Consider the following 6785-nt stretch of genomic DNA (forward strand, 5'->3'; position numbering starts at 1 on the left):
TTTTTCATAGATATCTATATACATCAAAAGGTGTACCTTTTGGGGATGTAGTTGAGTAATTAATCTAAATCCCCCTTTTTTCGGGGGATGAGCAAAAACATCCATGAACATAATGGATTAATAAATTCAAAGAAGTGGGATTAATAGAACATAAAAAAGAGGGATTCGACTCTCTTTTTTATGTTCATTCGACAAAATAAGACAATATACAAATAATTTGTTTGCTACCATGGGGTAAGCAATCTTACATTTTAGATGAAATAACTAATACATACTGGAGGTAACAATATGAAACGCAACTTACTTACTGCATTAGCATGTAGCGCATTACTTATGGGAATGGCTGCTTGTAGCTCAAATGAGAAGACTGCAACTGAATCGAAACCTAAACAAGAAGCTAAGAAGCCTGAACCGGTTACTACAACTTCACTTATTAGTGAGTTCAAAAAAGCTGGATTAGAAGCTGAAAACGCTTCGGATCTACCACAAAAAGAGTTCGGTAACATGCGTAAAGATGGAAAACGCATCCTTACTCCGAAACTAGGCGAGGATAAAGGTGGCCGTGTGTTTGAATTTAGTAAGAAAGAAGATTTAGAGAAGGCTAAGAAGTATTACGATGAATTAGGAAACTCAGCTCCAATGCTTTTCTCACATACATATGCTAAGGGGAACTTCCTTTTACAGATGAATGGCGATATGAAAGATGATGATTTTAATAAATATAAAGATGTTATGGATAAAATAATTAGATAAATAATTGCAAGCGTTAGGTAGCATTTAATTCGATGAAAGCTGGTGAAAAGATTGTCTCTTTTTTGTTATGAATGTGGAGAAATAATTGAGGACCGCGACTACAAACAAATATTGGATATTTTTGATTGTGAAATTGAATGTAAATTTTGTGGATCAGAAAAACGATTTAGAGATTGCTATTATCCTCATTTTTCAATCAAGGATTTTGTAAAAACCACAAACAAATTGAATGAACAAAATATAGAAGATTTAACTAGAGAAATAGATTTAGCTTATAAGATGTTTGATGACATGAAAGACGCTAATGTACACTTTACTTTAGAAAAATATACCAATATTTATTATGAACTAGACCTTTTACTCGAAGATGAAGTGAAATATAGTATTGATATCAAATCTAATGTTTATGACAATCTAGAAGACGAATTAGTTAAAATGTACCCAACCGATTTAGCGATAAGTATCGTCGCTTCACTCCATTTTATAAAGACACCCTACAGAAAACCAATTGTAATTTTGATAGCTTCTACTATTGAATTATTGTTTAATGTTTATTATAAAGATGCACTTAGAATTAGAAAAATAAAAGAACATGGTGATCGATTTATATCGCTCAACAGAAAAATTAAATATTTAAATGAAAATAGTACCAAAAGTCTAAAACAACATATAGAACAGTATGACAAAGATTTTTACGATTTATGGGATGACTTACGAAAAATTAGGAATAAAGTTATTCATAGTAATTCATTATATATTTCGAACAAAATGATAGGAGATTATATGACTTTATTAAAAACATCCGTTACCGTGTTTTTAAATATTACATCGGAACTTTATAGAGAACACTACAAAAATAATAGCTCAAATAGGGGTCCCGCCACATCGCTATCAAGCTAAGATTCTGAAGTACCCCCAAAATGAAAATTTTATACCTCTATGGTTAATTAGATCTTAGTTATTTTAGAAATCCTAAATTTCTTCAGTTCAAGATAGAAGTTCTTTTCAAAAAAATAGGGTTCTTAAGAACCCTATTTTTTAATTCAGCATGGAAAGCATAATCTTTTCTAATTCAGCTTTATTTAAAATACTAACGGTAATTACTATTTGATACGCACCTTTCCCATCTTTGGCAGGAACAATCATCTTCATTCCTGTTATATTGCTGTCGTTGTATTTTCCAAAGGTCACTTGGTTTCCCTCTAGTTTGTATTCTTCAAACGTATCAAATGCTTGCATATTCCAAGGATTTTTTTTCCCTTCTAAGATATCTGACTGCCAGATGACAATTTGACCAGCATCCCCTTCTGTATATTCAGTCCTAATGACGGGTTTTGGTTTCCCTATCGTAATGTCTGAGTCAACTTGTTCTTGCACTGGATGGTATCCTTCTGGTATATAAGCTGGTTTTTTAATTGGAAAGTCAGCTATTTTTTTTGCATCTTCAATTGTTGATGGGAAGTGTTTCCTAATCTTCTCCCAAAGAGGGTTTATTTTGTTCGAATTTTCCTTTAGCTTTTGGTTGTCCTCTTCACTTAAAAGTTCGTGTTTGTACCGCTTTCGATCTCCTTCTTGAACCATTGCCTTTTTCTGGATAGAAAGGTCCTCCTGACTCAATTGTACGAACTGTTTAAATTCCACTTTCGTCAAATATTTTTCAGCTACAGAGAATTCCTCAGTCATTGTTTCATACCTTTCTTTTGACATTCCCCAATCTTCCTTTGCCTTTTCTGGCGTACCCACCAATTTTTCTATAATCATAGAAATTGATTCTGATGCCGTATCTTTCGTATTAACAGTTGTTATATTTTCTTTTGGGTTTCCTTTCGGTTCTTCTGCCTGTGCATTTAGTAAGGATAGAGATGAAACAGCAATTACCGCCACAACTCCGAGTGCAGACCAACGATACGACTTCTTTTGGAATTTTTTAATCATAAGAATTCTCCTTTTCAACGTTCTTTTATTTCTACTTAAATTCGCTAGACTTGGTACTTGATAATAACTTGAGTAGTGTTCTAAAAGACTAATAATGGTATGACCATACGCAATTTGTTCCTCTGAATCTATAAATGTCAGAGCCGATGCATCGCATGCCATTTCCTGATCCTCCCGCATGCATGAGTAGGCATACCAAAGAATTGGGTTAAACCAATTTAGGATGAGTAAGCCATGCATAAGCCAATTTACACCGACATCCCTTCTTTTAATGTGAGCCAATTCATGATGAAAAATATATCGTAGTTGTTGATTATCTAATACTTTCATATGTGCACTTGACAATAACACCCTCGGTCGAAAAAATCCGAAAACAGTTGGACTTGAGATTTTCCCAGCTAAGAGGAGTGGGATATCCTGCTGAACGGACATAGATTTTTTACAATTCTCAAAGATTTTGACAATCCTTTGATCTGTAATCACTGGTTGTTTTTTTATGTAGAGTAATAAACGCCTATTCATAATGATGGTAGTAAAGCCCAGAATGATAACTCCAGCAAGCCAAATATATAAAATGATTGTATAAAATGAAAACGTCTCATTATTTTGCTTTTCATTACTGTGAGTTTGTTTCTTACTTTCCTCGGCTATTTGTGTTGAATCAGATGCGGAGGTATCTTCTTTTGTGATTATCTTTGTATCGCCTATATCTGCCGATCCTTTCATACGTTCTGTTGAAGGAGCAACAATTACAGGGTCTTGGTGAAAGCTAACTGAAGTTCCATTACTGTACGAAAGGATAGAGTAGATGCTGTAGGAACTATCAGGTGACCATGGTAATATAAGTCTTACAATTAATATCATCCATAATAGATACTGCCATCGTGGGGTTAACTTGTTTCTAAGCAAAATTTTTACACTTAAGATTAGACCAACTAATATACTGGCCATAATTGAGGTTTCTATCACCCAATCAAAAAAGCGAGGTAGATAGACGTTTACAAGCATATCTATCATTATTATCTATCCTTCCTCTGATTTTCCTCAGTCTTCTCATCCAGAATACGTTTAAGTTCGTTAATGTCTTCTGAAGATAGTTTTTCTTCCTTTAAGAAATTCACAAGTAAAGGTTTAAATGCCGCACCATAGAAACGTTTGAGGAGAGATTTTGTTTCCACTTGTAGATAACTATCTTGCGACACTAAAGGATAATATGCATACATACGCCCTTTATCCTGATGGTAAGAAACAGCTTCTTTTTGGACTAATCGATTAATAAGCGTTCGAATCGTTTTCGGTTTCCAGTCCATCGTTACCTCTAGCGCTTCAATCACTTCATTTGCCGTTTGAGGAGATTTTGACCAAAGAACTTTCATAACTTCTAATTCAGCTTCCGATATTTTAGGTAATTCTTTCATTATTTAAAATCCCACCCCTTATATTACATTTGTAATCTGTAATTCAATATTACAAATGTAATCCTGAAATGTCAACCATATTTTGGATTCATCAATATAAAGAAAATAGTAACTACTCAGCCCATAGTTAAAAACGCAAGACAAATAGAGGTAATCGCTACGAAGCACTACCTCTGAGTTTTTGCTGGGCACAGATCTAATTCACCTGTTCAATCCATTCTTGGATACACGGAAAAATAGATTTTCCTTGTTTTTTTATCGTGCTCATATAACTTCTAATTCGTAAAAAATTGCGAGCACCATATTCACTTCGGAACGAACCGCTTATTTTTTGTCGTAGTTTTACTGGACGTATGTCTCGTTCCGCTTGATTGTTATCAAATGGAATAGCGGGATAAAGAATGAATGCTAAAATTGAGTTTTGATGTGTGATCAATCGATTTAAGAGATTCCGCGCCAGACTTTGCTTCTGTCTTCCGCGGACGTTCTTTTCTTTTGGACAAATGGGATTTGATTCTTCTCCTTTTGCGAGAATCGTTTCATATTCTCGATGTAATTTGACGAGTTTTTGTGCATCTAAGTTACCTTTCTCTTTTTGGTCTTTTGCTTTCAAAAGGAAATCGGCCATTTCGTGTGCCCATTCTTGCTTTGTTTGTTCGAATATACCACGCAATTCTCGAAGAAGATGCACATTGCACAAGACATGTTGGCACTTGTGGTATTGGAAATACGATTTCCAACAATCATGCACCGCAATACCCGTAAATGCAGGCAATACACCAATCGCATCCATCGCTACAGTCCCGCGATTTGGATGAATATATTGAATGGTAAGCTCCGGGGTACTATAGGTATGCACCCATTCTATTTTCCCTTGATTGCGAAGTCCTGTTTCATCGCAATGAACAATTGGAGAAGCTAAAATTTTTGAGCGGATTTCTTCTTCTTTTTCTTGTAAACTTTCACTAAAAGACTGAATGAGGCGATTGATTGTGCCTTGACTGATTGAATGTTGATACACATCTTGAAAGAATTCAGACGTTCGCTGAAGAGATAGATATTGATATTGCGTTAAATAGTTCACCATCAATTGAACATTCGGCCCATATTGAGTCGCATTTGTCACACCTTTTGGAAATGGAGATTCTTCGATATGAAGACAACGTGGACAAATTTTTCGTTCTACTTCATGTTGAAGTATCTCAAAAGAAACAGGCGGGATATCAAACACTTGTCGCACCTTTTTCGAGCTAACAGGTTCATTTTCTAATGATGATTGGCAACACGAGCACATTGTCACAGGATGAACAACCACATGATCTGGATGTTCCACTTGGCAAAGTGTATGACTTTTATGACCAGGTTGACCGCCCGTTTTACGTCCTGTTTTTTCACGCAGGCTTTTCGTGGCTGATTTTTGTAACCCATCCATTGATGGGGGTTTATGACTATTTTTTGAGTTTTTTTTTGCGTTGAATTCGAGTTCTTGAATGCGAGCACATAATGTTTCAACTAAATTCACAACAGAATTTGGTCCTTGTTTATAAACAATAAGAATATCTTTTCGGTTCATACACTTCACCTCCTGTTTTTCTTATTACAAGTGTTAACAGGAATTTGTGGAGGTAAACTTGAAAATAAAAATATTAAACCATTAAAACCTTAGGGTAGCTGAGTAGTTACATCTTTTTTTAGAATTGCTATTCCTAATAGGATAACTAATGGATACATAAAGATACGTTGATACCAACATAGAGTACAAGGTTCGTATTTCATGATTTCAGAAAAATATAAACTTCCACTTGTTGCAATAAAAGAGGTTGCCCATGCTATAAATAAGATATTATCTAATTTTTTGGTTGTATTCATTTTTTCTCCTTTTCGTTAATTTTTACATAAATGGAAAATATTGTTTTTATTTCTGGTTATGTTATAATTATTTACAGATTAATCGAAAATTTTAAAAATAAGAGGGGTTAAACGTATTATATGGATTTCTTGTTATTTATTATGTGAATTTTAAAATTTAATTTCATTTTAATCTATTATTTTATAGATGTAAATATTTGACTTAATTGGTAATATATGATATTTTTGTTTTTGTGCTAGTTAAAACTAGTAAAATATTTTATGGAATGGGGAGATTTTATGTCACGTAAGGGGTTTTTAGGTAAGGGGATTTTATCTTTAGGATTATGTGGTGCTTTGTTAGCTTCACCTGTAACAAGTTTTGCAGCAGAAGAAAAAACATCTTCTTCACCAAATGTAATTTATACAGAACATGGTTTTACAAATGTTGTATCTGGTGAACAACCTGTTATTAGTGGGTCAAAAAAAATGAATAGAGCAAGTTTAAGTGGAGGTACGTGTCTTAGTGTAGATGGAGGGAATTGGTGTAAAGGTCAAAAAATGGGTTGGAACTTTGATTACGCTCAATTTTCTGAATATAAACACGGTTCTCGAGTACATAAAGCAACAGCTATGGCAAATGATAAATTTACTTATAGTGGATGGAAAGATCCAGGTGATACAGCTTATGCTATAACACCATATTATAAGGAATTAAAGACTTATAGATCATATTATGATGTTCAATAGTTTGTTTGTAATTTAATTAGATGGAAGATAAAGGGAGTATAAAAAGTCTTGATTTATAATGTCTTTTTGCTCCCTTTTTTA

Annotated in this window: 6 protein-coding genes and 1 pseudogene; 3 read left to right on the forward strand and 4 right to left on the reverse strand. The window is 33.9% G+C overall.

Annotation, left to right across the window (positions count from 1 at the left end):
- Positions 1 to 288 precede the first annotated feature (288 nt).
- Together V7024_RS17315 and V7024_RS17320 are read left to right on the forward strand one after the other, a co-directional pair.
- Positions 289 to 753 (forward strand): stress protein, encoded by a 465-nt coding sequence (locus V7024_RS17315; protein WP_335522148.1) that lies wholly within the window; start codon positions 289 to 291, stop codon positions 751 to 753.
- A 42-nt stretch (positions 754 to 795) separates the two neighbouring features.
- Complete coding sequence (locus tag V7024_RS17320) at positions 796 to 1653, forward strand: hypothetical protein (RefSeq protein WP_335522150.1); 858 nt, start codon at positions 796 to 798, stop codon at positions 1651 to 1653.
- Between the two features lie 138 nt (positions 1654 to 1791).
- Here V7024_RS17320 and V7024_RS17325 read toward each other — a convergent pair whose 3' ends face one another.
- The 4 genes and pseudogenes from V7024_RS17325 to V7024_RS17340 form a co-directional block, all read right to left on the reverse strand.
- A complete protein-coding gene (locus V7024_RS17325; protein ID WP_335522152.1) occupies positions 1792 to 3705 on the reverse strand; it encodes a M56 family metallopeptidase in 1914 nt (637 codons plus the stop codon).
- A gap of 2 nt (positions 3706 to 3707) precedes the next feature.
- Positions 3708 to 4109 carry a BlaI/MecI/CopY family transcriptional regulator gene (locus V7024_RS17330; protein ID WP_438824480.1) on the reverse strand — a complete coding sequence of 134 codons (402 nt, stop codon included), beginning with the start codon at positions 4107 to 4109 and terminating at the stop codon, positions 3708 to 3710.
- 193 nt (positions 4110 to 4302) lie between these two features.
- On the reverse strand, positions 4303 to 5679 hold the full coding sequence (gene tnpC, locus V7024_RS17335) for an IS66 family transposase (protein WP_335522156.1): 1377 nt from the start codon (positions 5677 to 5679) through the stop codon (positions 4303 to 4305).
- A 110-nt stretch (positions 5680 to 5789) separates the two neighbouring features.
- A pseudogene (locus V7024_RS17340) lies at positions 5790 to 5975 on the reverse strand (disulfide bond formation protein B); the annotation flags it as partial.
- A 279-nt stretch (positions 5976 to 6254) separates the two neighbouring features.
- Here V7024_RS17340 and V7024_RS17345 point away from each other — a divergent pair.
- Positions 6255 to 6704: a lactococcin 972 family bacteriocin gene (locus tag V7024_RS17345; protein ID WP_335522158.1), complete on the forward strand. Its 450-nt coding sequence runs from the start codon at positions 6255 to 6257 to the stop codon at positions 6702 to 6704.
- The last annotated feature ends 81 nt before the right edge of the window (positions 6705 to 6785 follow it).

Source organism: Bacillus sp. JJ864 (assembly GCF_036963045.1).
Classification (GTDB): Bacteria; Bacillota; Bacilli; order Bacillales; family Bacillaceae_G; genus Bacillus_A; species Bacillus_A pseudomycoides_C.

Bases quoted from the DNA above. Each gene is read 5' to 3' on its own strand.
- V7024_RS17315 (WP_335522148.1), top strand. From the start codon at position 289: ATGAAACGCAACTTACTTACTGCATTAGCATGTAGCGCATTACTTATG.
- V7024_RS17325 (WP_335522152.1), bottom strand. From the start codon at position 3,705: ATGATAGATATGCTTGTAAACGTCTATCTACCTCGCTTTTTTGATTGG.
- tnpC (WP_335522156.1), bottom strand. From the start codon at position 5,679: ATGAACCGAAAAGATATTCTTATTGTTTATAAACAAGGACCAAATTCT.
- V7024_RS17345 (WP_335522158.1), top strand. From the start codon at position 6,255: ATGTCACGTAAGGGGTTTTTAGGTAAGGGGATTTTATCTTTAGGATTA.